This is a genomic window from Bradyrhizobium ingae (assembly GCF_055791185.1).
In genome coordinates this window covers 1-21,579 of the sequence record NZ_JBVUBB010000046.1, presented here as the reverse complement: position 1 = coordinate 21,579, position 21,579 = coordinate 1, and the positions used below count along the sequence as shown (strand labels likewise).

At 64.1% G+C, this 21,579-nt stretch carries 20 protein-coding genes; 9 read left to right on the top strand and 11 right to left on the bottom strand.

Features of this window, described 5'->3' with window-relative positions:
- Nucleotides 1–151 precede the first annotated feature (151 nt).
- A complete protein-coding gene (locus tag ACV1FX_RS37095) occupies nucleotides 152–1,315 on the bottom strand; it encodes a PA0069 family radical SAM protein (protein ID WP_473122468.1) in 1,164 nt (387 codons plus the stop codon).
- Between the two features lie 216 nt (nucleotides 1,316–1,531).
- Between ACV1FX_RS37095 and ACV1FX_RS37090 the strand changes: the two genes are divergently transcribed.
- Entirely contained in the window at nucleotides 1,532–3,934 is a 2,403-nt protein-coding gene (locus ACV1FX_RS37090) for a phosphoketolase family protein (protein ID WP_473122467.1), read from the top strand.
- A gap of 30 nt (nucleotides 3,935–3,964) precedes the next feature.
- Here ACV1FX_RS37090 and ACV1FX_RS37085 read toward each other — a convergent pair whose 3' ends face one another.
- Both ACV1FX_RS37085 and ACV1FX_RS37080 read right to left on the bottom strand, forming a co-directional pair.
- The gene (locus tag ACV1FX_RS37085) at nucleotides 3,965–4,819 is read right to left on the bottom strand and encodes an adenylate/guanylate cyclase domain-containing protein (protein WP_473122466.1); all 855 of its coding nucleotides are present in this window, start codon (nucleotides 4,817–4,819) and stop codon (nucleotides 3,965–3,967) included.
- 163 nt (nucleotides 4,820–4,982) lie between these two features.
- Nucleotides 4,983–5,822, bottom strand: a complete 840-nt coding sequence (locus ACV1FX_RS37080; RefSeq protein ID WP_473122465.1) for an RMD1 family protein — start codon at nucleotides 5,820–5,822, stop codon at nucleotides 4,983–4,985.
- A 355-nt stretch (nucleotides 5,823–6,177) separates the two neighbouring features.
- Here ACV1FX_RS37080 and ACV1FX_RS37075 point away from each other — a divergent pair, with 355 nt between their 5' ends.
- Both ACV1FX_RS37075 and ACV1FX_RS37070 read left to right on the top strand, forming a co-directional pair.
- On the top strand, nucleotides 6,178–6,753 hold the full coding sequence (locus tag ACV1FX_RS37075) for a glycosyltransferase family protein (RefSeq protein ID WP_473122464.1): 576 nt from the start codon (nucleotides 6,178–6,180) through the stop codon (nucleotides 6,751–6,753).
- Between the two features lie 135 nt (nucleotides 6,754–6,888).
- Nucleotides 6,889–7,806 carry a bifunctional helix-turn-helix transcriptional regulator/GNAT family N-acetyltransferase gene (locus ACV1FX_RS37070; RefSeq protein WP_473122463.1) on the top strand — a complete coding sequence of 306 codons (918 nt, stop codon included), beginning with the start codon at nucleotides 6,889–6,891 and terminating at the stop codon, nucleotides 7,804–7,806.
- Nucleotides 7,807–8,153: 347 nt separating this feature from the next.
- Here the strand turns inward: ACV1FX_RS37070 and moaB are convergent, their stop codons facing one another.
- Both moaB and ypfJ read right to left on the bottom strand, forming a co-directional pair.
- A complete protein-coding gene (gene moaB / locus ACV1FX_RS37065) occupies nucleotides 8,154–8,717 on the bottom strand; it encodes a molybdenum cofactor biosynthesis protein B (RefSeq protein WP_449380421.1) in 564 nt (187 codons plus the stop codon).
- A 144-nt stretch (nucleotides 8,718–8,861) separates the two neighbouring features.
- Complete coding sequence (ypfJ, locus tag ACV1FX_RS37060; protein ID WP_473122462.1) at nucleotides 8,862–9,812, bottom strand: KPN_02809 family neutral zinc metallopeptidase; 951 nt, start codon at nucleotides 9,810–9,812, stop codon at nucleotides 8,862–8,864.
- A gap of 405 nt (nucleotides 9,813–10,217) precedes the next feature.
- Here ypfJ and ACV1FX_RS37055 point away from each other — a divergent pair, with 405 nt between their 5' ends.
- The 3 genes from ACV1FX_RS37055 (at nucleotide 10,218) to ACV1FX_RS37045 (ending at nucleotide 12,666) form a co-directional block, all read left to right on the top strand.
- Nucleotides 10,218–11,348, top strand: coding sequence for a DNA methyltransferase (locus ACV1FX_RS37055; protein ID WP_473122461.1), 1,131 nt, complete (start codon nucleotides 10,218–10,220; stop codon nucleotides 11,346–11,348).
- A 178-nt stretch (nucleotides 11,349–11,526) separates the two neighbouring features.
- Complete coding sequence (locus ACV1FX_RS37050) at nucleotides 11,527–11,853, top strand: hypothetical protein (protein WP_473122460.1); 327 nt, start codon at nucleotides 11,527–11,529, stop codon at nucleotides 11,851–11,853.
- Between the two features lie 132 nt (nucleotides 11,854–11,985).
- Nucleotides 11,986–12,666 (top strand): glutathione S-transferase family protein, encoded by a 681-nt coding sequence (locus tag ACV1FX_RS37045; RefSeq protein WP_473122459.1) that lies wholly within the window; start codon nucleotides 11,986–11,988, stop codon nucleotides 12,664–12,666.
- 67 nt (nucleotides 12,667–12,733) lie between these two features.
- On the opposite strand, the gene ACV1FX_RS37040 is transcribed toward ACV1FX_RS37045, so the two are convergent.
- Nucleotides 12,734–14,743, bottom strand: coding sequence for a methyl-accepting chemotaxis protein (locus tag ACV1FX_RS37040; protein ID WP_473122458.1), 2,010 nt, complete (start codon nucleotides 14,741–14,743; stop codon nucleotides 12,734–12,736).
- 324 nt (nucleotides 14,744–15,067) lie between these two features.
- A complete protein-coding gene (locus ACV1FX_RS37035) occupies nucleotides 15,068–15,511 on the bottom strand; it encodes a nuclear transport factor 2 family protein (protein WP_473122457.1) in 444 nt (147 codons plus the stop codon).
- 90 nt (nucleotides 15,512–15,601) lie between these two features.
- On the opposite strand from ACV1FX_RS37035, the gene ACV1FX_RS37030 reads away from it, so the two are divergent.
- The gene (locus tag ACV1FX_RS37030; RefSeq protein WP_473122456.1) at nucleotides 15,602–16,525 is read left to right on the top strand and encodes a LysR family transcriptional regulator; all 924 of its coding nucleotides are present in this window, start codon (nucleotides 15,602–15,604) and stop codon (nucleotides 16,523–16,525) included.
- Between the two features lie 80 nt (nucleotides 16,526–16,605).
- On the opposite strand, the gene ACV1FX_RS37025 is transcribed toward ACV1FX_RS37030, so the two are convergent.
- Entirely contained in the window at nucleotides 16,606–17,226 is a 621-nt protein-coding gene (locus tag ACV1FX_RS37025) for a glutathione S-transferase family protein (RefSeq protein ID WP_473122455.1), read from the bottom strand.
- 125 nt (nucleotides 17,227–17,351) lie between these two features.
- Here ACV1FX_RS37025 and ACV1FX_RS37020 point away from each other — a divergent pair, with 125 nt between their 5' ends.
- On the top strand, nucleotides 17,352–18,638 hold the full coding sequence (locus ACV1FX_RS37020; RefSeq protein WP_473122454.1) for a flavin-dependent oxidoreductase: 1,287 nt from the start codon (nucleotides 17,352–17,354) through the stop codon (nucleotides 18,636–18,638).
- Nucleotides 18,639–18,647: 9 nt separating this feature from the next.
- Here ACV1FX_RS37020 and ACV1FX_RS37015 read toward each other — a convergent pair whose 3' ends face one another.
- From ACV1FX_RS37015 to mutY, 3 genes are all read right to left on the bottom strand, one after another.
- Complete coding sequence (locus ACV1FX_RS37015) at nucleotides 18,648–19,091, bottom strand: cupin domain-containing protein (protein WP_473122453.1); 444 nt, start codon at nucleotides 19,089–19,091, stop codon at nucleotides 18,648–18,650.
- 391 nt (nucleotides 19,092–19,482) lie between these two features.
- Nucleotides 19,483–19,902 (bottom strand): PaaI family thioesterase, encoded by a 420-nt coding sequence (locus tag ACV1FX_RS37010; protein WP_473122452.1) that lies wholly within the window; start codon nucleotides 19,900–19,902, stop codon nucleotides 19,483–19,485.
- A 71-nt stretch (nucleotides 19,903–19,973) separates the two neighbouring features.
- Nucleotides 19,974–21,095 carry an A/G-specific adenine glycosylase gene (gene mutY / locus ACV1FX_RS37005; protein ID WP_473122451.1) on the bottom strand — a complete coding sequence of 374 codons (1,122 nt, stop codon included), beginning with the start codon at nucleotides 21,093–21,095 and terminating at the stop codon, nucleotides 19,974–19,976.
- A gap of 160 nt (nucleotides 21,096–21,255) precedes the next feature.
- On the opposite strand from mutY, the gene ACV1FX_RS37000 reads away from it, so the two are divergent.
- Nucleotides 21,256–21,579, top strand: a 324-nt coding sequence (locus tag ACV1FX_RS37000) for a DciA family protein (protein WP_473122450.1), incomplete at its 3' end; no start/stop codon positions are given.

The following is a 21,579-nucleotide window of genomic DNA, read 5'->3' as shown; positions in this document are numbered from 1 at the left end:
AAGCGAGCAGAGCGAGCGCCGATCCAGGATCCATTACCCCAGGGAGCACTTGCTCAGGCCAGTGGTCGCCACCTTCTGCCCACAACATCTCCCTGGGGTAACGGGTGCTGGCTTTCGCCAAGACGACATCGTGTTTGTGGCCGCATCTTCCTCAGAACAAGCTCAACTGCTCGCCGCCGCGCTTCGGCTTGGCGAAATGGTCCGTGGTCAGCTTGGAGCGGCGCTTGTTCAGGCCGAGTCGCTCGCAGGCGATCTCGAAGCGGCGGCCGATGGTCCAGGCCATGGGACCCGTACCTTTCATCCGCTCGCCCCATTGCGAGTCGTAGTCGCGACCGCCGCGCATGTCGCGGATCAGAGTGAAGACGTGGCGATAGCGATCCGGATAGTTCGCCATCAGCCATTCGCGGAAGAGATCGCGCACCTCCAGCGGCAACCGCAGCAGCACGTAGGACGCTTCCTTGACGCCGGCATGCGCGGCCGCGTCCAAAATGCGCTCGATCTCGGAATCGTTCAGCGCAGGGATCACCGGAGCGACCATCACGGTGGTCGGGATACCGGCCTCGCCAAGCTGCTTCAGCGCCTCCAGGCGCTTGGGCGGTGTCGAGGCACGCGGCTCCATGGTGCGCGCCAGCTTCGGATCGAGCGTCGTGACCGAAATCGCGACCTTGGCAAGATTGCGCTTGGCCATGCGTGACAGGATATCGATGTCGCGTGTCACCAGCGCCGATTTCGTCACGATGCCGACGGGATGGCCGGTGCGCTCAAGCACCTCGAGAATGCCGCGCATGATCTTCCGCTCGCGCTCAATCGGCTGATAGGGATCGGTGTTGGTGCCGATCGCAATCATTCGCGGCTCGTAGCCGGTCGCGGCGAGTTCCTTCTCCAGGAGCGCCGGCGCCTCGGGCTTGGCAAACAGCTTCGACTCGAAGTCGAGCCCGGGCGAGAGGCCGAGATAGGCATGGGTCGGCCGCGCGAAGCAATAGACACAACCGTGCTCGCAGCCGCGATAGGGATTGATGGAACGGTCAAATCCGATGTCGGGGGAGTCGTTGCGGGTGATCACCTTGCGCGAGGTGTCGGTCGCCACCGTGGTCTTGAATGGCGGCAGCTCTTCCAGGCTCTGCCAGCCGTCGTCAAAAGCGACACGGGCCTCGGCCTCATAGCGGCCGCTGGCGTTGGACTGGGCGCCCCTCCCGCGCCTGCGCTCGCGGTCGATCGCGACCGCAAGCTCAGGAAACGCAGAAGGCGCACCCGCCGGCTCGGAGGGCGCCGTGACCGGCGGGTGCCTGAGGGCATGAGAGGATGCTCGACTCATGAAGCGAAGATAGCACGCAAAAGGAACAAATCAAGAACGCGAACACAAAATCCGCAAAACAACCCCATGCAAAGCAGCCGACCTAAGCTTCGCGCGCGGAATTTTGACCTCCCGCAAAGGTTGCCGGTCGCAATGCCGTTTGATGCCGCCGCTAGAAACGGATCGATCACCCTGGAACCGGGTTGATGACGGTCGCCGCAACAAGGGCAGCCCATCATGACGAGCCAACAACAAGCGCGCGCCAGCGCAGGCGACCTCGATCTGCTCGATCGCTACTGGCGCGCCGCCAACTACCTATCCGTCGGCCAGATCTACCTGCTCGACAATCCGCTGCTGCGCGAGCCGCTGCAGCCCGAGCACATCAAGCCGCGCCTGCTCGGCCATTGGGGCACGACGCCCGGACTGAATTTCATCTACGCCCATCTCAACCGCGCGATCTGCACGCTCGATCTCAGCGTCCTCTATGTCTGCGGGCCCGGCCATGGCGGCCCCGGCATGGTCGCCAATACCTATCTCGAAGGCAGCTACAGCGAGATCTATCCAGACATCGGGCGCGATACAGACGGATTGCGCAAGCTGTTCAGGCAGTTCTCCTTCCCCGGCGGCATACCGAGCCACGCGGCGCCGGAGACGCCGGGCTCGATCCATGAGGGTGGCGAGCTTGGCTACGCGTTGGTGCATGCCTATGGCGCCGCGCTCGACAATCCCGATCTGATCGTCGCCTGCGTCGTCGGCGACGGCGAGGCTGAGACCGGGCCGCTCGCGGCGTCCTGGCATTCGAACAAATTCTTGAATCCTGCGCATGACGGCGCGGTGCTGCCGATCCTGCATCTCAACGGCTACAAGATCGCCAATCCCACCGTGCTCGGACGGATGCGCGATAACGAGCTCCGCGATCTCTTCCGTGGGCTGGGCCACGAGCCGCTGTTCGTCGAGGGCCATGATCCCAAGACGATGCACCGGATCATGGCCGATGCGCTCGACGTGGCGCTGGCGAGCATCCGCTCGATCCAGCAACATGCACGCGAAGCAACGACCGCGATCGAGCGGCCGCGCTGGCCGATGATCGTGCTGCGCTCACCGAAGGGGTGGACGGGTCCCAAGGAGGTCGACGGACTGAAGGTCGAAGGTTTCTGGCGCGCCCATCAGGTGCCGGTCGCCAATTGCAGGGAAAATCCCGCGCATCTCAAAGTGCTCGAAGATTGGATGAAGAGCTACGCGCCCGAGGAGCTGTTCGATAGCAACGGCACGCTCGTTCCCGAGCTAAGGGCGATCGCCCCGACCGGCGACCGCCGCATGGGCGCCAATCCGCATGGCAATGGCGGGCTGTTGAAGCGCGAGTTGAAGCTGCCTGATTTCCGCAGCTTTGCCGTCGAGGTGAAAGAGCCGGGCCAGACGGTCGCGGAAGCCACGCGCGAGCTCGGCAAATTCCTGCGCGACGTTGTCAGGCTGAATGCGGATGCGCGCAACTTCCGTATCATGGGCCCGGACGAGACCGCGTCAAACCGGCTCGACGCCGTGTTCGAGGCGACCGAGCGGGTCTGGATGGAGCCGACCGAACCCTATGACGTTCACCTCGCCCAGGATGGCCGTGTCATGGAAGTCTTGAGCGAGCATCTCTGCCAGGGCTGGTTGGAGGGCTATCTGCTCACAGGACGGCACGGCTTCTTTTCCTGCTATGAGGCCTTCATCCATATCGTCGACTCCATGTTCAACCAGCACGCCAAATGGCTGAAGGTCTCGCGCGAGCTGACGTGGCGGCGGCCGATCGCCTCGCTGAATTATCTGCTGACCTCGCATGTCTGGCGCCAGGACCATAACGGCTTCAGCCATCAGGACCCCGGCTTCGTCGACCTCGTCAGCAACAAGAAGGCGGACATCGTCCGCGTCTATTTTCCGCCCGACGCCAACACGCTGCTGTGGGTCGCCGATCACTGCCTGCGAACCTATGACCGCATCAACGTCATCGTTGCCGGCAAGCAGCCGGCGCCGCAATGGCTCGCCATGCAGGATGCGGCAACCCATTGCGATGCCGGCATCGGCATCTGGACCTGGGCCGGCACGGAAACTGCCGACGGCGAGCCCGACGTCGTGATGGCCTGCGCCGGCGACGTGCCGACGGTGGAGACACTCGCCGCCGTCGATCTCCTGCGCAAGGCCCTGCCCGATCTGAAGATCCGGGTCGTCAATGTCGTCGACCTCATGACGCTGCAACCGAAGGCGCAGCATCCGCACGGCCTTTCCGACCGCGATTTCGACTCGCTGTTCACGCGCGACAAGCCCGTGATCTTCGCCTATCACGGCTACCCCTATCTCATTCATCGCCTCACCTACAGCCGCGCCAACCACAGCGGCATGCACGTGCGCGGCTTTGCCGAGGAAGGCACGACGACGACGCCGTTCGACATGGTCGTGCTCAACGAGCTCGACCGCTATCATCTTGCTATCGAGGCGATCGAGCGCGTACCGGGGCTCGCAACGAAAGCGGCGCACGTGAAGCAGCAATTCCGCGATTCCCTGCTCAAGCATTCGGCTTACGTGCGCGAGCACGGCGAGGACATGCCGGAGATCCGCAACTGGGTGTGGCCGAACGGCGCCGGTGGAACGACGCGGGCCTGAAGCGATGAAGCATCGCAACGGCCGAGGCGCTCAGTCCCGATTCCTTCGGCGCCCTTCATTTCTGTCCGACGCGGGTCCCTGCCGGAGCGCTCGCATGGCTCCAATGAAGAGCAGTGCTGCGACTGGCCAATGAAACCAGATTCTGTGCAGACCGGTGAAAACATTGATCAGAATCAGAAAGCCCGAAATTGTGAGAACTGCTGCAATGGGGCGAGGCAGGATCGCCCATCGATCCGAGATGGAGCCCATCCAGTTGGACGGCTCGTATCGGCCGCGAACCGTTTGAGCGCCAGCTTCCAGGCCTGCAGCTGCTGCAACCTGTGGAGCAGGGCTTCCACTACCTCGCCCAGCGGCTCCGCCGCCCACGGTCACCCGATAGGTGGTTACGGGAGCCACGTTCTTCATCTGTTGCTGGCCGAGACAGTCAAAGCCAAGAGATAGTTTGTTGTGCACCTGATCGTAGACAGAGGCCGAGACCATGACGCCACCGGGCTCGGCGAGTTCTTGCAGCCGCGCCGCGATGTTGACCCCGTCGCCAAAGATGTCGGAACCATCCACCATCACATCACCTAGATTGACGCCGATGCGAAACCGCATCTGGGGCGCGTGAGGTGGTGGGGCCGAATTCCGACTGGAAACTTCCTGCTGAATCTCGACCGCGCATTGCACGGCCTCGACAACGCTGGCGAATTCGGCGATCACGGCGTCGCCCCAAGTATTCACGATCCGCCCGTCGTGGCGCTCCACCAATCCTGCAATGGCAGCGCGGCAGCGGCGCAGCATCTCCAGCGTTCCCGCTTCGTCTGCTCCCATCAAGCGAGAATACCCGTGCACATCCGCGCACAGGACAGTGGTCAGCCGCCGTTTCACCTTGTCGTCAGTCATCGACCATATCGTATCTCACTGACCGCCAAATGCACCAGAGATCGTCTGGCGCCACAGCGGTCAAATGGCCGTTCATGGCCATCGCGTCATTTGCTGCGTCTGCACAAAAATCATTGCTGTGGGGCCAAGCAGACACGACCGAAATATGAGTATGTGCCGTGGTCTAGTGGGTCCCCGACAGGATCTGGATGCAGCCGATCACGACCTCGATCACGATCAGCACGACCACGGCCACCTCGAGCCGCAGCGACCGCTGCGTGTCTATGATGTCGGTCAGCGCATTGGCGGTCTCCGACACCGCGGTGAGCTTGCGCTCGAGCGTATCGAGGCGCTCCTTCAATTCGTATTCGTCCTCGAGCCGCGAATAGAGGCGGTCGAGCCCGGGCTTCTCCCAGAGCACGTCGGGCTTTTCGGCAACCGCAACACGGCCCGCGACGCGCTGCTGAACCAGCAGCGCATTGCCGATCAATTGCAGGATTCCCTTGCGGCGGCGCGGCGTGCGGCCACGCTGGGCAAGCTCGCGCGCAAAGGGCTCGATGACATCGAAGACGGCGGCGACGCGGCGCTCGTCGCGGGCGAGCGCCGTGCTCTTGGCAAGCGCATCTGCGATCAGGAGCAGGCGATCGTCGGAGAATTTGCTGAGGCAGATCGGTCCGCCCGGCTGGATCACCTCGGCGTTCTCGTCGTTGCAGAGCTGCGCCTGCGCGGTCTCTTCCTCGTAGGGACTGAACTCACCGATCACGCGCGGCTTCAACGCGTCGATCAGGACCTTCTCCTCCGACGGCAACAGGCCGATCAGCACCACTACGCCGTAACGGAAGATCACAGCGAGGCCAGCGTGGACGCGGAATGCGGCCGGCGTCGAGGAGACCAGCGTCCCGATCTCCAGCCCTGACGCATTGATGCGGTCGCCCAGCATCACGGCGCGGATCCGCAAACCAGGTGCGGCATCCGCCTTGGGCGATATTGCAGTTGTGCCGACGGTCAGTTGATCGGTGTTCACACGAATATCCTGCCTGGCGTCACGGTGAAGCGATAGACGGCCGTGCTGGGGCCAACGAAGAGCTCCAAATCGCGATGGTAGATCGCACAGCGAGGTTCACTGCGCTCACGTCTACGCGATGATAGCGTGATCCGACATAATCCGGCGCCGCATTTCGCACCGAACGAGGCGCGAGTCTTCCGCAATACTACGGCCTTTGCGCGACATGCTTGGCTGCGGCGGGCTGCACGGTTTACCATCCCACGACACCGCGGCCCCGACGCGCCGGCAAATCGTTGCATCCGGCATCACGGCACGGTTATACGCTATAACAATTACGCTTTTCCCACAGCTTGAGACATCTGAAGCCTCAATCATGCTGAGCGTCATCATACCGACCGAAGGCGTCGAGCAGCCGGCGGTCGCCACCCTCGCCGCGCTGGTCCCCGGCGCCGCCGCAGGCCTGATCAAGGAGGTTCTCCTGGTCGATGGCACGCGCAACGGCGTGATCGAGCGCGTCGCCGACGTCGCGGGTTGCCACTTCATCGGCTACGAAGGCTCGTCACAGGGCGCAGCGCTTGCCGCCGGCGCGCTACAGGCGCGTTCGCCCTGGCTGATGTTCCTGCACGCCGGCGCCGTGCTCGAGACCGGCTGGATCGAGGAAACCACGCAGTTCATCCAGACCGTTTCCGCCAGCGGACGCGACCGCGCAGCCGTGTTTCGCTATGCGCGCTCGCCCTACTCTGATACCGGCTTGCGCGACATCATCCGCTTCGTGGCGCGGAAGCTCATGGGGCCCTTCGGCGATCAGGGGCTCCTGATCGCCCGCGACCATTACGACCGGATCGGCGGCTACCCGCCGCAGGCCCGTCGCTCCGAAGCGCGGCTGCTGCGGCGGCTCGGCCGCTCGTCAAGGACACTCCTGCGCAGCAAGATCGTCAGCATGGCGTGACCCGGAAGATACTTGCCAAAGTCAAATAATTAATTGACAATGGCAAGTATTGGAGGTTCCCCATGTCATCCAACATGTCGCCCAATACGTCGTCCCGCTTGTCGTCAAGCGCGCCTGCGAGCGCTTCGTGGCCTCGTGTCCGACGATCAGGTGGAGGCGGTTCGTGCCTTCAACCGGTTCTATACCCGCAAGCTCGGCGTGCTTGATCAGCAATTGCTGAAGACGCCGTTCTCCCTCAGCGAAGCGCGCGTGCTTTACGAGCTCGCCCATCGCGACGCGCTTTCGGCCAAGGAGATCGGCATCGAGCTCGGGCTCGATCCCGGCTATCTCAGCCGCATTGTTCAGAACTTCGACGAGGCCGGCCTGATCGCGCGCAAGCCGCTTCCAACCGACCGGCGGCAATATCAGTTGAGCCTGACGGCGAAGGGCCGGCAGGCCTTTGCCAGACTCGAACGTTCCTCACAGGATGACGTCGCCGCGATGCTGCGACCGCTGGCGGAGGCGGACCGTACGCGGCTGACGGGCGCGATGGAGACTGTCGAGCGGTTGCTCGACATGCCGCGCGCCGAGCCCGCCCACGCGATCCTGCGCGATCCACGGCCTGGCGACATGGGCTGGGTCGTGCAAAGCCACGGCGCGCTCTATGCGAGCGAATATGGATTCGACTCGGGCTTCGAGGCGCTGGTCGCCGAGATCGTCGCGAAATACATGACTTCCTACGACGCTTCGCGCGAGCGCTGCTGGATCGCGGACATCGAGGGTCGCCCGGTCGGCTCGGTGTTTCTCGTGAAGGCCAGCGACGACGTCGCCAAGCTGCGCCTTCTGCTGCTCGACCCCGCCGCGCGCGGCCGCGGCCTCGGCCAGCGGCTGGTCGCCGAATGTGTCTCCTTTGCGCGCGCCTGCGGCTATCGGCGGATGACGCTGTGGACGCAAAGCATTCTGGTCGGTGCGCGCAATATCTATCAGGATGCCGGTTTCAAGCTGGTGGCGAGCGAGCCGCATCGCAGCTTCGGCCAGAATTTGATCGGCGAGACATGGGAGCGTGACCTCTGATGCGCACGCGGCACGAAGCTGCGCACCGCGTCACGGCAGAGCTCGTCGACCTCTACAAACGCCGCGCGCGACGCTTGCGGCGCGATGCATGCCGCGAGCTGTGGCGCGCTGTGTGGCTATCGATGAAGCGGAAGATCTAACAACAACATTGCCTCAGCAAAGCGCGGTACGCGTTGATGTGCCCTCGCCCCCTTGCGGGAGAGGGCAGCTCAGTCAAAGACGCAGGCTCATTTGGGTGAGGGGTTCGTCTCCACGCGTGAGCCTCTGCACTGACTCGCGGACAGAGACCCCTCATCCGGCGCTTCGCGCCACCTTCTCCCAAGGGGACAAGGGAAACGTGCCCGCTATCACACCGTCGCGCCTTGCGCCTTGGGCCGTCGCAAATGCTCGTCGAGCCGCGGCATGATCTCGACGAAGTTGCAGGGGCGCGTGCGATAGTCGAGTTGGGCGGCGAGGATGCCGTCCCAGCCGTCGCGGCAGGCGCCGGGCGAACCGGGAAGGCAGAAGATGTAGGTCGCGCCCGCAACACCGGCGGTAGCGCGGCTCTGGATCGTCGACGTGCCGATCTTGGCGTGGCTCATCATGTGAAACGCGATCGAGAAGCCGTCCATCCGCTTCTCGAACAAGGGCTCGATCGCCTCCGGCGTGACGTCGCGTCCCGTAAATCCCGTGCCGCCGGTGGTGATCACGACATCGACGCCGGCGTCCGCGATCCAGCGACGGATGACGGCGCGGATTGCCTCGACGTCGTCGGTGACGATCTCGCGGGCCGCGAGATGATGGCCGGCAGCGCTGATACGATCGGCGAGAGTCTGTCCGGACTTGTCGTCGGCGAGCGCGCGCGTATCGGAGACGGTGAGCACCGCGATGTTGAGCGGAATGAACTGCTTTGTCTCGTCGATGGAGGACATTAGATCACATCTCCTTACCCAACCACCGACGTCATCCTGAGGTGCGCGCGTAAGCGCGCGCCTCGAAGGCTGGCCCGGGGGCGCGCCATCCTTCGAGGCTCGCCAAAGAGGCGAGCACTTAAGGACGACGCCACAAACAATCGACTACAACGACCCGCCGCCGAACGTGTTGCAGGCCTGCACCGAGCCTTGCTGGTAGCCGGTCATGAACCAGCGCTTGCGCTGCTCGGCCGAACCGTGGGTGAAGGAATCCGGCACCACGCGGCCCGTGGCCTGGCGCTGCAACGTGTCGTCGCCGATCGCGCTCGCCGTGGTCAGCGCCGCGTCGATGTCACCCGGTTCGAGGAAGTTCGGACGCTTCTTCGCCTCGCGGTTGACCCAGACGCCGGATAGACAGTCGGCCTGCAATTCCACCTTCACCTGGAGCGCGTTGGATTCCGCCTTGGAGCCGGCCTGTTGCTGCAGCCGCGTCACGCGCGGAATGATGCCGAGCAGATTCTGGATGTGATGGCCGGCCTCGTGGGCGATGATGTAGGCAGTCGTGAAATTACAGGCGGACTTGCCGGAGCAGCCGCGGAAGCGTGTCTCGACCTCGCGAAAGAAACCGGTGTCGAGGAATATGGTCTTGTCCGGCGGGCAGTAGAACGGTCCCATTGCCGACTGCGCCATACCGCAGCGGCCGCCATTGGTGGCGTTGCGGAACAGCACGATCTTGGGACCGGTATAGGACTGGCCGCTGGCCTCGAAGATCTCGCTCCAGCGATCGTCGATCTCGCCCAGGATGCCGGAGATCATGCTACCCATCTCGTCGGTCGGCGCGCCGCGCTTCACCTGCCCGCCCGAGGCCTGGCGATCGGTCTGGTAGCTCGGTGCCTGGCCGCCGCCGGTGAGGATCTCGGCACCGCCGATCAGGATACGCGGATCGATGCCGAAGGCATAGCCGAGCAGGCCGAGCACGATGATGGTACCGATGCCGAGGCCGCCGCCCCCCATCGGTAGACCGAAACCACCGCCGCCACCGCCACCAAACCCACCACCACCTTCGTCGCGACGATCCTCGATGTCGTCGCTGCGGCGGAAATCATCGTAACGCATGGCGGCTTCCCTTTAAGAGTCCCTGATTGCACCCGCGGGCACGCAACAGCGCAAGACCGACCCGCGTCACACACGTAAAATTTCCGTTCCGTTAATCAATATCCTGCTCGGCAAAAATTGCCTAGTGCGACGGCTCGCCGATGGGTGCAATTTTTTCCGGTAAAGCTGCAATTTTTTCCGCAAAAAAGTTTGGCGCACGCAAGGCGATCGCAGCGGCACGAACGCGAAATAAGCTGCAAAACACGAGTGATCCGCGCATCTTCCCGCGCGCGATGCGCGATGTCGAGGCAAGCACGACAAGATATCGGTTAAGTCGTTTTTTACTTTGCGCGGTCAATGTAACGGCCAGTCGGTTGTTTGGTCCCGCGTCGCCGACAGCGTCGCCTGAGTCAGAGTTCTTGAGTCATGGTAGTGTCGCGTCGCGGGGCGTCTGCAAAGGCGCCCCGCACAAATTTTGAGTCCGCATCGCATCGCATCATCGTCGGCGATTGCGTCGCCGAGATGTCGAAGCTTCAGGCTGGCAGCGTCGATCTGGTGTTCGCAGATCCGCCCTACAATCTCCAGCTCAAGGGTGATCTCAAGCGCCCCGACGAATCCCATGTCGATGCCGTCAACGACGACTGGGACAAGTTCGATTCGTTTTCCGCCTATGACGATTTCACCCGCGCCTGGCTGCTTGCCGCCCGCCGCGCGATGAAGCCGTCGGCGACGATCTGGGTGATCGGCTCCTATCACAACATCTTCCGCGTCGGCGCGATCATGCAGGACCTCGGCTTCTGGCTCCTGAACGACATCGTGTGGCGCAAGTCCAACCCGATGCCGAATTTCCGCGGCCGCCGTTTCACCAACGCGCACGAGACCATGATCTGGGCCGCGCGCGACGAGAAAGCAAAGGGCTACACCTTCAACTACGAAGCTCTGAAGGCCGCCAACGAGGACGTTCAGGCGCGTTCCGACTGGCTGATTCCGCTGTGCACCGGCGAGGAGCGCCTCAAGGACGCCGACGGCAAGAAGGTTCATCCGACGCAGAAGCCGGAGGGCCTGCTCGCGCGCGTGCTGCTCTCGTCGTCAAGGCCCGGCGATCTCGTGATCGATCCCTTCAACGGCACCGGCACCACCGGCGCGGTCGCAAAGCGGCTCGGCCGCTCCTACATCGGCTTCGAGCGCGAGCGCATCTACGCCCAGGCGGCCGAAGAGCGGATCGCCGCTGTCGAGCCGCTGCCGGAAGCGAGCCTCGCCCCGTTCATGACCGCGCGCGAGGCGCCGCGCGTGGCGTTCTCCGAGCTGATCGAGCGCGGCATGATCATGCCCGGCACAAAACTGTTCGACGCCAAGAAGAAACTCGGGGCGCTGGTGCGCGCCGATGGCGCCATCATGCTGGGCGACAAAGTCGGCTCGATCCACCGCATCGGCGCCGTGGCGCAGGGCTCCGCCGCCTGCAACGGCTGGACCTACTGGCACGTCGAGACCAAGCAGGGCCTCAAGCTGATCGACGAGCTGCGAGCCGAAATCCGCTCAGGCATGGCCGCGGACTAGCCCCGCTTCACCTTTTCGTCATTCCGGGGCTCGCGAAGCGAGAATCCGGAAACCTCGCGCCGCAATCTCCAGATTCCGCGTTCGCGCTGACGCGCGCCCCGGAATGACCGGAAGACTTGAACGGCCAAGCCCCTGGGACTACATTCGATATCGGCTTCCAGTCTTGACCGGTCGAGCCATGCGACGACAGTCCGAGACATTGCTGCTCCTGCCGCTGCTGCCGATCTTCCTGGTCGGCATGTTTCCGATGCTGATGATCGGACTGCTTGGCTTTGCAGGGCTCGCCTTGTTCGGCGTGCTCCTCATCTGCACCGGGCTCGCCAGCGGCAACGAGGCCCACGACACATTCAGTCACGACGTCATCGTTCACGGTTATGCGAAGGGCTCCGAGCGCGCCGCGCAGGCGTCCGACATGCACGCGGCGACGCGCCTTGCGCACCGCGTGGAGGCTGCGGGTCTCGGCGTGATCATCGTCGCCATCCTCGGCTTCCTCTACGCCGGCTGACCTGCACGGCGTGCAGGCTCCATCCACGCACTCGTCACTTGTGCTTCCCGCAAGGGTTGGGGCAAGAGAGAACCGCCGGCGGCAACGACGCTGCGTCCAATCTCGGCTCACAAAGGACTGGGGAGACTTTTGATGCTCAAATTCTATTTCAACGGCTCGCCGAACCCGACCAAGGTCGCGCTTTATCTGGAAGAGTCCGCCCTGCCGTTCGAGCCGGTCGCAGTCGACACCCGCAGGGGCGAGCAGTTCACGCCCGAATTCCTCAAGATCAATCCCAACGCCAAGGTGCCGGCGATCGACGACGGCGGCACCATCGTGTTCGATAGCAACGCCATCCTGCTCTATCTTGCCGAGAAAACCGGCAAGCTCCTGCCGGCGCCCGCCGTACGCGCGCAGACCCTATCATGGCTGATGTTCATCGCCACCGGCCTTGGCCCCTATTCGGGACAGGCCGTGCACTTCAGGCACTTCTCGCCGAAGGACCAGGACTACGCGCACAACCGCTACCAGTTCGAAGGCCACCGCCACTACCAGATCCTCGACGACCATCTGGCAAAGCACCGCTACATGGTCGGCGACAGCTACTCGATCGTCGACATGGCGCTGTGGGGCTGGGCCCGCATGGCCGCCTTCGTGCTCGGCGAGGACGCGCCCGGCAAATACCCGAACGTCAAGCGTCTCGTCGACGAGATCTCCGCGCGGCCCGCAGCCGCGCGCGCCGTCGCGCTGAAGGACAAGTTCGCCTTCAAGACCGTGATGGACGACGAAGCCCGCGACAACATGTTCAAGCACATGAAGACCAAGGTGGCCTGACCGCCCATCGTCCCGGGTCGCGCATCGACAACGCGGCCCGGTGTTCGCGAGCTGCGGCTACCGGCGATCAGGCGGCGTGCACCGAGTTCAGGAACTTGGCAACCTCGAGCTTCAGCCGGTTGCTGTCGGCCGACAGGGACTGGGCGGACGCCAGCACCTGCGAGGACGCCGAGCCGGTCTCGGAAGCGCCGCGCTGCACGTTGCCGATATTGGTCGACACGCGCTGCGTTCCGTGCGCCGCATGCTGAACGTTGCGCGAGATCTCCTGCGTCGCAGCGCCCTGCTCTTCCACTGCGGCCGCGACCGCGGCTGAAATCTCCGACAGGCGCTCGATGGTGCCGCCGATCTCCCGGATCGAGCCGACCGACTCCTCCGTGGCGGCCTGGATGCCGGAGACCTGCTGGGCGATCTCGCCGGTCGCCTTCGCCGTCTGCTCGGCCAACGCCTTGACCTCGGTGGCGACGACGGCAAAGCCGCGGCCGGCTTCGCCCGCGCGCGCGGCCTCGATCGTGGCGTTCAGCGCCAGAAGATTGGTCTGGCCGGCGATCGTGCTGATCAGCTCGACGACGTCGCCGATGCGGGCGGCCGCCTTCGAGAGCTCGCCGACGCGTTCGTTCGTCCGGCCCGCCTGCGCCACGGCTTCATTGGCGATGCGGGCCGATTCCTGCACCTGGCGTGCGATCTCGCCCACCGACGAGGAGAGCTCCTCGGTCGCGGACGCGACCGCCTGCACGTTGGCAGAGGCTTCCTGCGAAGCGGCCGCGACCTCCGTCGAGAGGTCCTGGGCTCGCGAAGCGGTGGTGGTCAGCGCGCCGGCCGACACTTCCAGCTCACCGGACGCCGATGAGACCGCCTTGACGATCTCGCCCACCGCCTGCTCGAACTGGTTGGCAAGCTCCACCATGTCGGCCTTGCGCTGCTCCGCCTGACGCACCTCGAGCTCCTTTTGCTCGGCGCGCAGGCGCTCGGTTTCGACCATGTTGTCCTTGAACACCTGGATCGCCTTCGCCATGTCGCCGATCTCGTCGCGATTTCCGCGGCCGGGAATCTTGATCTCGAGGTCGCCGGCAGCGAGCGATCCCATCGCCCGGGTCATCGAGGTGAGCGGTCCGACGATGCTGCGGGCGATCAGGAAGGCAACGATGCAGCCGAACAGGAGGGCGACGGCGCCCGCAATCTCCTGGATCGACGTCGTGCTCGCGATGACGCCCTCGGTCGCCACGCGCGATGCCTGATTTTCGGTCTTCAATCCGCTTTCCGCGGCCTTGAGCTTGTCGATGCTTCGGACGATCAACGGCGCAAGGTTGTTGTTGTAGATGTCGTCCGCCTTGAGCATCGCGGCGGATGTGGTCTCGAAGGCGTTCTTGTTGATCGCCAGCGAGGCCTTCACCGGCGCGATCGCCGATCGGACCCCCTCCGGCACCGTGGCCTCCTCGAGGGCAGCTAGTTTTTGCTGGGCCGTTTCGACACTGGCCCTGAACGCCGAAGCCCCCTTGCTGTCGCGCAGGGCCAGGAAGCGCCAGTTCGCAATTCGGACAAGAACGATCTTGGATTCGAGATCGGCGACCGCGGCCGCGATGTCGGTATCGTGGGAGATGCGCGCAGCGATGACCAGCTTGGCGGACTTGGCGGCAAGATCGTCACCACCCGGCAACAGGGTCGCCCTGCCCGTCCTCATCTCGTTGACGGCATCGCCCAGATCGTCGCGCAGCGTCCGCATCTTTGTGATGTCACTGACCAGATCGTTGTAGAGCTTTCGCCGCTCCTCGGAGGCCGTCTGTTTTGTTCCCACCTGAAGCAGCTGGATCGCCGCAGCCTCCCGGTCGCCAGCCTCTTTGAGCGAGGGCTCGTTCCCGTCATGGATGTAGCGAAGATTGGCCCGCTGGATCGCCTGAAGGTGATTCGATATTTCCAGGACCCGCGCCGTGCTGTCCGAGAGGGCCGATGCCTTTGCGACCTGGTCCTGGACAGCCCACAGATTCCACACCGCGACCGCGGCCATGGTCAGGCCAACCGCCACGAGAGCTGCGAAACCGGCGTAAAGACGCCCCCTGATCTTCAAACGAACGCCCGCCATTTCCTCTGTCCACCCCAAGCAAGAGACGCGGGGAGGCCGGACGAACCTGAAATCGCCAGGCGACTCCCTTGCAGACATTGATCGCGCGCCCGGCGACGACTCATGGTCCGCGGCGACACAATGCGCGACACTTGTTAATTGTGTCCTTCACTCGCTTCACGTGGAGTCCGGTGGAACTCGCGCCGGATAACGTACTGAGCAGGCGGGCCGTTTTGCGAAAAATCAGCCGAAAGGCGCGAACGGCAAGCAGGTCGGATCCAAGCTCTCGCGAACAAGCGCGCCCCTCCGGCGCTTGTTCGCGACCGTGAGACAATGCGAACCGGATCAGCCGGCCGCCCGGCTTGGGGCTTGCGGAAACGGACCCAGCGCCTTTTCGGTCAGGACCGAGTCGCAATACTCCCGGATCTCCTTGATCCTGCCGTCCTCGATGCGAAACACCAGACAATAGTCGTTGTCGTAGCGAACGCCTTCCTTGGTGACGTTGTCGCCCTTGGCCTCGACCACGACGACATCGCCATCGGCAATGAAGCGGTGCGCCACGGTCCGCGTGCGGTCGAGGAGGCGCGAGCGGACATGGCCATGCAGGTCGTTGAGGATCGCGTCCTTGCCGGCAAAGGTGCGCGACCAGGAATACTGCCCGGTCACGACCCATTTCGCGTCGTCGGCAAGGCTTTCGATGAACAGCGCGCGGTCGCGCGCGGCGGGATCGGGGTTCGCGGCGGCGGCGAAGATATCCTGCATCAGTTTCTTGTTGGCGGCGGCACTCATGGCGGCTTCTCCTTTGCTCGTGTCCGCCGCGATCATCGCCACCCACGTGAATTCTTCCAATCGATAGTATATATGATATCTATTCGTTTCATGAATTTGAATTCGCTTGACCTCAATCTGCTGAACGCACTCGACGCGCTCCTGCGCGAGGCCAATGTCAGCCGCGCGGCCTTGAGGATCGGACTCTCGCAGCCCGCAACCAGCCATGCGCTGCAGCGCCTGCGCGATATCTTCGGCGACCCGCTCCTGGTACGCACCGGCGCACGGATGGAATTGACGCCGCGGGCGCAGGCCCTGCGCGCGCCGCTCGCCCAGGCGCTCGACCAGGTACGCGGGCTGTTCTTGCCGGAAGAATTCGACGCGGCGCGCAGCGAACGCCAGTTCCGCCTGATGATGCCCGACCTCGCCGTCGAACTTCTGATGCCCCCATTGATGGAAAAGGTGACGCGACTTGCGCCCAACGTCCGCATCGACGTGGTGCCGTGGCGAGGACCTGCGATCTTCCACGCGGAGTTCGCCCGCACCATCGATCTCGTGATCTCGATCGGCGACGCCTTCAAGGGATTTCACCGGCAATTGCTCTATACCGACAGCGATGCGCTGGCGGTGCGGCGCGGTCATCCTGTCGGCGCCAAGCTGAAGCGGCGCGAGACGTTCCTCGCTGCGCGGCACGTCGCCGTCATCATCCGCGGCCAGGCCGAGGATCTGATCGACACCTGGCTGCGCACCAAAGGCATCGAGCGGCACATCGCGCTCGTCGTGTCAGGCTATCTCGAGGCGCTGCATGTCGCCGCCCGCACCGACCTCGTCGCCTTCGCCCCCCGCCGGCTGATCGCGGCGCTGTCAAGGCAGCTCGCGCTGGTCACCGCGACGCCACCGCTCGATCCCGGCATCGACGAGCAGTTCATGTTCTACCCGACGCGTGCGCAGATGGATCCCGGCTCGATCTGGCTGCGACGGCTGATGCTGGAGACGGGACGGGAATTGGAGAAAGAGAAGCGGAGCGCTGGGTAGAGCGCAGCTTCAAACCATTCGGTGTCGTCCCGGACAAGCGAAGCGCCGGTCCGGGACGACAGCGGAGAACGTGCCGCGTCTCACGCCTTCTGCGCGTCCATCACCTTGCGCACCGCGGGCCGCTCGGCCATGCGCTTGAAATGATCGGCGACCTTCGGTGTCGCCTTGATGTCGACGCCGTCGCCATCGAGCCAGAGCGACAGCGTGTAGAGATAGGGATCGCAGATCGTATACTGCTCGCCCATCACCCAGGGTCCCCTGAGCATCTTCTGCTCGATCAGCGAGAAGCAGGCGCCCATGGTCTTCGGGATCATCCGCTTCATATCCGCGAAGGACGTCTCCTCCGTCGCCCAGCGCGCGCCGCGCATCTTGTGGGCATGCGCCACATGCACGGTCGAGCACAGATAGGAATTGAACGACTGTATCTGCGCGAACGCGAAGGCATCGTCGAGCGGCGCAAGCTTCGCCTTCGGAAACACTTGCGCGATATAGGCAAGCATCGCCGGCGTCTCGGTCAGCACGCCGTGATCGGTCACCAGCGCCGGCACGCGGCCTTTCGGGTTGATCGCGAGATAGTCCGGGCTGTTCTGCTGGTTCGTTTTGAAGTCGAGCCGCTCGGTCGTGTAGTCGGCACCGGCCTCTTCCAGGGCGATGTGGGAGGCGACCGCGCAGGTGGCGGGTGCGTAGTAGAGCTTGAGCATGGGAGACCTCGTGTCGAAAGCCGGACGTTAACGGCCGGACGCCGCGGCGTCCATAGCCTCCCCTTCGCAGTTGCCCACGGCCGCCTCGTCGTGCGAAGACGCCACCAATCAGAGGGGTTTTCGACATGACGGTTCTCATCGCGGGCGGCGGCATCGGCGGATTGACGCTTGCGCTCAGCCTGCACCAGATCGGCGTTCCCGCAAAAGTGTTCGAGAGCGTCGCCGAGTTGAAGCCGCTCGGCGTCGGCATCAACGTGCTGCCGCATGCGGTGCGCGAATTGATCGAGCTCGGCCTGATGGACAAGCTCGATGCGAACGGCGTGCGAACCCGCGAGCTCGCCTATTTCTCCAAGCACGGCAAGCCGATCTGGAGCGAGCCGCGCGGGCTGGAAGCCGGCTACAAATGGCCGCAATTCTCGATCCATCGCGGCATCCTCCAGCAGCTCCTGCTCGACACCGCGATCGAACGGCTGGGTCGCGAGAACATTCTGACCAGCCATCATCTGACCGGCTGGCATGAGACGGCCGACGGCGTCCGTGCCGAGTTCATCGACAAGGCGACTGGCAAGACTGCCGGCACGTATGAGGGGGCGCTGCTGATCGCCGCCGACGGCATCCATTCCGCCGTGCGCGAAAAGCTCTATCCGCAGGAAGGGCCGCCGATCTGGAACGGCCGCATTCTCTGGCGTGGCGTGACGCCGGCCAAAGCCTTCCTCAGCGGCCGCACCATGATCATGGCCGGCCACGAGATCCTGAAATTCGTCTGCTATCCCATCACCAAGACGCCGGACGCGTCCGGCAATCACCAGATCAACTGGGTCGCCGAGCGGCATATGCCGCCGACCTATCAGTGGCGGCGCGAGGACTATAACCGCACCGCACGGCTGGAGGAGTTCTTGCCGTGGTTCGAGAGCTGGCAGTTCGAATGGCTCGACGTGCCCGGCCTGATCCGCAACTGCCCGCACGCCTACGAATATCCGCTGGTCGACCGCGATCCCGTCTCGCAATGGACCTTTGGCCGCGTCACAATGATGGGCGATGCCGCGCACCCGATGTATCCGATCGGCTCGAACGGTGCCTCGCAAGCAATCCTCGATGCCCGCGTCATCACCCGGGAGATCCTTGCGCATGGGCAGACGAATGCTGCACTGGTCTCCTATGAGGCCGAGCGGCGCCCTGCGACCACGGACCTCGTGCTGCTCAACCGCAAGAACGGCCCGGAGCAGGTGATGCAGCTCGTCGAGGAGCGCGCGCCCGACGGCTACGACGTCGTCACCGACGTGCTGTCACAGAAAGAGCTGGAAGACATCGCCGCCAACTACAAGCGCGTCGCCGGCTTCCAGGTCGAGGCCCTCAACGCCAAGCCACCGCTCGTGCCACGGCGCGCCGATGCGAGGCGCGCGGGCAGCTAGGTCGTCGCACTATTCGGCGGGTGCGAGGCTACCGGAGCGACGACCGCCCAATCGCTTGAGCTTATTGATGGCGCGGATGGCGTAACCGAGCACGACCGGATTGGTCTGGCGCAAGAAAGCGACCTTTTTTACATACTTTTCGATGTGCCATTTGGCGTGCGCGCCCTCGCGGAAAAAGACTACGTCGCCGACACCGTAGCGTTTCGGCGGCAAGCCATCGCTCTCGATCACCATCGATCCTTCAAGGACCATGATCGTCTCGTCCAGATCGTAGTACCAGTTGAACTTGCCCTCGGTGCAGGACCAGATCAGGGTCGTGGCAGTGCCGCACGCGCTGGTTGATAGCAGCTGCGAGCGGGCTTCCGGGGTTCCTTCAATGATCCAGGATGGTTCAATCGGCGACGGTTTGAGATCAACGTTGCAGTGGCCGGTCTCAATAAGCGCAAGGGGCATGGGTCACCTCAAGGCCTCAAATAATATAATGCACGTCTGAAAATTGTCCCGCTTAACTTTTGTTATTTCTACCGGGACTTCGATCAAAGCTTGCGCAGGGAAAAATAGGAAGTAGCCACTTTGCCGCATGTCGCGCCGACGATCCGTCGAACGAGCGATTCGTCAGCACAATGCGCATAAGCAAGTGACCCTTCTTCCCGGCTGCGACAATAAGCGCGCATCCAAATGCTCGCGGTGTTTGAGTTGATGACCATCCCCTGCTCATTGCGTGCGCAAGGAATACGCGAGCACATCCTCTTAATACACGTGCGGGTAGCTCCCAATCCGGCTCGAGGCTGATGCGGAAGCATTGTCGCCCTATTTGGGAAACGCGAGGCCCACCGTACCTCCATCAGCGAACCACCCTCGCCGCATCGAGCAGGCGTTCACTGGCGGTGGCCGTCGCAAGCAGCGTACCGTCTTCGGCCATCAGCCTCCCTTCGACAAACGCAATGGTCTTGCCGAGCTGGGTGACCCTGGCCTCAGCGATGATCGGCCCCGGTTTGGCCGGCGCGAGGAAATTCACGGTCATGCTCACGGTCGACGTATAGAGCCTGCCTTCGCTCATCACCAACACGGCCGGACCCATCGTATCGTCGAGCATCGCGGACAGCATGCCGCCCTGGATGAAGCCGGCGGGATTGCAAAACTCCGGCCGGCCCTCAAAGCCAAGCTTGATCCAGCCTTCCTCGGGCCGAGCGTCCAAGAGACGCCAGCCCAGAAATTTGGCACAGGGCGGCATGTTGAAGTCGTCGAGCGCGGTCTTGACCATCGGGAGTCTCCATTTCGCGTTCCCGATAGCGCAGCGCTGCTGCCAGCATCCTGTCAGGAGTGCGCGCAGCCCTAGAGATCCAGCCCGTGCGCGATCACCTTGCGCATGACATTCGGCAGTGCTTCGTCCGCAAGGGTTGCGATCGGAACCCAGCGCATGCCCTTTGGCGCGCGGGTGCGGCCGTCGACCTCCGCGGTGTAGACCACGAGTTCCAGCGGGAAATGCGTGAACACGTGGGTGACCACGCCCAGCTTGCGCTGCCAGCGCATGAGGCCCTTGATCTCAGGCGCCTGCCCGCGTGCAACCTTGTCGTCCTGGCCGGTGAGCCAGTCCGAGCCCGGTACCTCGGTCATGCCGCCGAGCAGACCTTTGTCGGGCCGCGAGCGGACCAGCAGCTGATCGCCACGGACGACGACGAAGGCCGCGCCGCGGCGCAGCTTGCCGCTCTTCTTCGGCGCCTTGCGCGGAAACGTCTCCTGCGTCCCCTGCAGCCGCGCGACGCAATCCTCGTTCAACGGACAGAGCGAACACGCCGGCTTCTTCGGCGTGCAGATCGAGGAGCCCAGATCCATCAGCGCCTGGGCGCTGTCGCCCGCGCGAGACTTCTCGTCGCCGGCGACAGAATCGGCAAGCAGCGTCGCCGCCAATTGCTGGATCAGCGGTTTCGCCTGCGGCAATTCCTCTTCGACGGCGTACAGCCGCGACACCACCCGCTCGATATTGCCATCGACCGGCATGGTGCGGCGGTCGAAAGCGATCGCCGCGATCGCCGCCGCGGTGTAGGGCCCGATGCCGGGCAGAGAGCGCAGACCTTCTTCGCTATCGGGAAACACGCCGCCATGCTCGCGCGCCACCGCGACCGCGCAGGCATGCAGATTGCGCGCCCGCGAATAGTAGCCGAGCCCCGCCCACATCCGCAGCACGTCGTCCTGCGAGGCGCGGCCGAGCGCCGTGACATCAGGCCAGCGGGCGACGAATTTTTCGAAATAGGGCCCGACCGCCTTGACCGTGGTCTGCTGGAGCATGATCTCCGACAGCCACACGCGGTACGGATCGGGCGTCTCGCCCGCCGCCGCGCGCCATGGCAGCCGGCGACGATGGCGGTCGTACCATTGGAGCAGCGCCAAAGGGCGCGCGGAGACTTCGGGTTGAACGGGTTCCGATTTCGCCTTCAGGGCGGATTTGGGGCTCATGCAGACATTGTATCGACGTCACAGCGAACTCTCCACGTCATGCCCGCGCTTGTCGCGAGCATCCACGCCTTTCTTCATGACACAGCGTGGATGGCCGGGACAAAGCCCGGCACGACGCCGGATAGTTTCTGGTCAGCGCCGCCCAATGCTATAAGGCCCCATGTCCAAACCCGGCCCCATCAGCGCAAAGCCGCTGTCGATCCTGCTCAACGACGTCTTTGCCGAGGCCTATGCCAAGCAGGGTTTTGCCGCGCGCGAATTGGTGACGCGGTGGGGCGAGATCGCCGGATCCGAGATCGCCGCGCATGCGGAGCCACTGAAGATGCAATGGCCGCGACCTGTCTCTTATACACAGGGGGGGGTTTTTGTTTTGGGGGGGGGGGGGGGGGGGGGGGGGGGGGGGGGGGGGGGGGGGGGGGGGGGGGGGGGGGGGGGGGGGGGGGGGGGGGGGGGGGGGGGGGGGGGGGGGGGGGGGGGGGGGGGG

What these genes read in the sequence shown, in the direction of transcription:
- ACV1FX_RS37045 (WP_473122459.1), top strand. Translation starts at nt 11,986, where the DNA reads ATGCTCAAATTCTATTTCAACGGCTCGCCGAACCCGACCAAGGTCGCG.
- ACV1FX_RS37055 (WP_473122461.1), top strand. Translation starts at nt 10,218, where the DNA reads ATGGTAGTGTCGCGTCGCGGGGCGTCTGCAAAGGCGCCCCGCACAAAT.
- ACV1FX_RS37035 (WP_473122457.1), bottom strand. Translation starts at nt 15,511, where the DNA reads ATGAGTGCCGCCGCCAACAAGAAACTGATGCAGGATATCTTCGCCGCC.
- ACV1FX_RS37095 (WP_473122468.1), bottom strand. Translation starts at nt 1,315, where the DNA reads ATGAGTCGAGCATCCTCTCATGCCCTCAGGCACCCGCCGGTCACGGCG.
- ACV1FX_RS37025 (WP_473122455.1), bottom strand. Translation starts at nt 17,226, where the DNA reads ATGCTCAAGCTCTACTACGCACCCGCCACCTGCGCGGTCGCCTCCCAC.
- mutY (WP_473122451.1), bottom strand. Translation starts at nt 21,095, where the DNA reads ATGAGCCCCAAATCCGCCCTGAAGGCGAAATCGGAACCCGTTCAACCC.
- ACV1FX_RS37030 (WP_473122456.1), top strand. Translation starts at nt 15,602, where the DNA reads ATGAATTTGAATTCGCTTGACCTCAATCTGCTGAACGCACTCGACGCG.
- ACV1FX_RS37020 (WP_473122454.1), top strand. Translation starts at nt 17,352, where the DNA reads ATGACGGTTCTCATCGCGGGCGGCGGCATCGGCGGATTGACGCTTGCG.
- ACV1FX_RS37040 (WP_473122458.1), bottom strand. Translation starts at nt 14,743, where the DNA reads ATGGCGGGCGTTCGTTTGAAGATCAGGGGGCGTCTTTACGCCGGTTTC.
- ACV1FX_RS37050 (WP_473122460.1), top strand. Translation starts at nt 11,527, where the DNA reads ATGCGACGACAGTCCGAGACATTGCTGCTCCTGCCGCTGCTGCCGATC.
- ACV1FX_RS37085 (WP_473122466.1), bottom strand. Translation starts at nt 4,819, where the DNA reads ATGACTGACGACAAGGTGAAACGGCGGCTGACCACTGTCCTGTGCGCG.
- ypfJ (WP_473122462.1), bottom strand. Translation starts at nt 9,812, where the DNA reads ATGCGTTACGATGATTTCCGCCGCAGCGACGACATCGAGGATCGTCGC.
- moaB (WP_449380421.1), bottom strand. Translation starts at nt 8,717, where the DNA reads ATGTCCTCCATCGACGAGACAAAGCAGTTCATTCCGCTCAACATCGCG.
- ACV1FX_RS37075 (WP_473122464.1), top strand. Translation starts at nt 6,178, where the DNA reads ATGCTGAGCGTCATCATACCGACCGAAGGCGTCGAGCAGCCGGCGGTC.
- ACV1FX_RS37010 (WP_473122452.1), bottom strand. Translation starts at nt 19,902, where the DNA reads ATGGTCAAGACCGCGCTCGACGACTTCAACATGCCGCCCTGTGCCAAA.
- ACV1FX_RS37015 (WP_473122453.1), bottom strand. Translation starts at nt 19,091, where the DNA reads ATGCCCCTTGCGCTTATTGAGACCGGCCACTGCAACGTTGATCTCAAA.
- ACV1FX_RS37090 (WP_473122467.1), top strand. Translation starts at nt 1,532, where the DNA reads ATGACGAGCCAACAACAAGCGCGCGCCAGCGCAGGCGACCTCGATCTG.